Source organism: Pseudonocardia lutea (assembly GCF_042658055.1).
GTDB lineage: Bacteria > Actinomycetota > Actinomycetes > Mycobacteriales > Pseudonocardiaceae > Pseudonocardia > Pseudonocardia lutea.
Genome location: NZ_JBHSQK010000104.1, coordinates 1 through 1,271, shown reverse-complemented (window position 1 = coordinate 1,271; position 1,271 = coordinate 1). Strand labels below are relative to the sequence as shown.

The 1,271-nt window shown below is 72.6% G+C and carries 2 protein-coding genes; both read left to right on the top strand.

Annotated elements, in window-relative coordinates; all coding sequences use genetic code 11:
• Nucleotides 1-161: 161 nt before the first annotated feature.
• On the top strand, nt 162-1,094 hold the full coding sequence (locus ACFQH9_RS29645) for an IS110 family transposase (protein ID WP_379571317.1): 933 nt from the start codon (nt 162-164) through the stop codon (nt 1,092-1,094).
• Between the two features lie 63 nt (nt 1,095-1,157).
• Nucleotides 1,158-1,271, top strand: a 114-nt coding sequence (locus ACFQH9_RS29640; protein ID WP_379571319.1) for a transposase, incomplete at its 3' end; no start/stop codon positions are given.

The following is a 1,271-nucleotide window of genomic DNA, read 5'->3' as shown; positions in this document are numbered from 1 at the left end:
TCATGTAAGGAGCTCCGGGACTTGATCGGCCCGGGGTTCTCGGGTTGCATGCGCATTCCGGCTGGTCCGGTGGGTGGCGTCGAGTCGCGCTCTGAGGGTGGACGTGTGTTCATGCCTCGCTCCGCTGATTGCCACTGCTGGCCTGGCCACGGGTGCCCCGGATGAGGGAAGTGGACCGGCCCCTTAGGGGTCGGGTCCGGTTGCAGCACATGAGTGGGAGCCGTCGTCAGGATCGCTTGCCGCCCGTGGGGACCGTGGCCGATCGAGGGGGCGCCGTCTGCGCGGAACAGCCCGGGGCACGGGTGGTTTCGACCGACGAGGAGACGGCGTTGCGGCGACGGCTGGTGGGGATCGATCTCGGGATCGCGAGCACACACACGGTGCGGGTACTCGACGAGGGCGGCGGGCAGGTGTGTCGTCGCCGGGCCGGCCCCACGGTGGCTGAGTTGAGCAGGATCGAGCAGGCCGCGCTCGCCGGCGCCGAGGCCGGGACTCGGTTGGAGGTGGTGCTCGAGCCGACCGGGCCGGCGTGGCTGCCGGTGGCGGTGTTCTTCCTCGGCCGTGGTCACACGGTGTTCCGGGTGTCGAGCGCGAAGGCCGCTGATCTGCGCCGGTTCCTGTCCCGGCACGCGAAGAGCAACGGCATCGACGCCGACACCCTGGCCCGCCTGCCGCTGCTCGACCCGGGCGGGTTGCGACCGTTGGAGCTGCCGGGCGCCCAGAACGCGGCGCTGGACCGCCGGGTGCGGGCCACCGACCGGCTCACCCGAGCCGCGTCGGAGCACAAGGTGCGGATCAAGGACCTGGTCCGTCAGTTGATGCCGGTCACCCCGCTGACCGGAGACCTCGGGCAGGCAGATCTGGCCGTGTTGGAGCGGTGGGCCGACCCCCGCGCGCTGCTCGCCCTCGGCCCGGCCCGGCTCACCGCCGTGATCGTCAAGGCGTCGACCGGGCACCAGGGCCGTGAGCGGGCCGCTGCCTGGCGGCAGGCCGCGGCCGCGGCGGTCGAGCTTTACGCCGCCTATCCGGCGATGCCGTTCACCGACCTGGCCGCCGAGGTCGCCACCGAGGTCCGGCTGTTGCGCGCGACTTAGGCCGAGCTCGACGCCCACGCCACGCACCGCGAGGACGCCTACCGGTGGGCCGATCCAGGCGGGCTGGCCCGCAGCCTTCCCGGCCTGGCCTCGGTTGGTGCTCCAGCGCTGGTCGCGGTCGTCGGGGACGCGTCGCGGTTCCCCAGCGCACGCCATTTCAAGTCCTTCACCGGGCTC

What these genes read in the sequence shown, in the direction of transcription:
- ACFQH9_RS29645 (WP_379571317.1), top strand. Translation starts at nt 162, where the DNA reads ATGAGGGAAGTGGACCGGCCCCTTAGGGGTCGGGTCCGGTTGCAGCAC.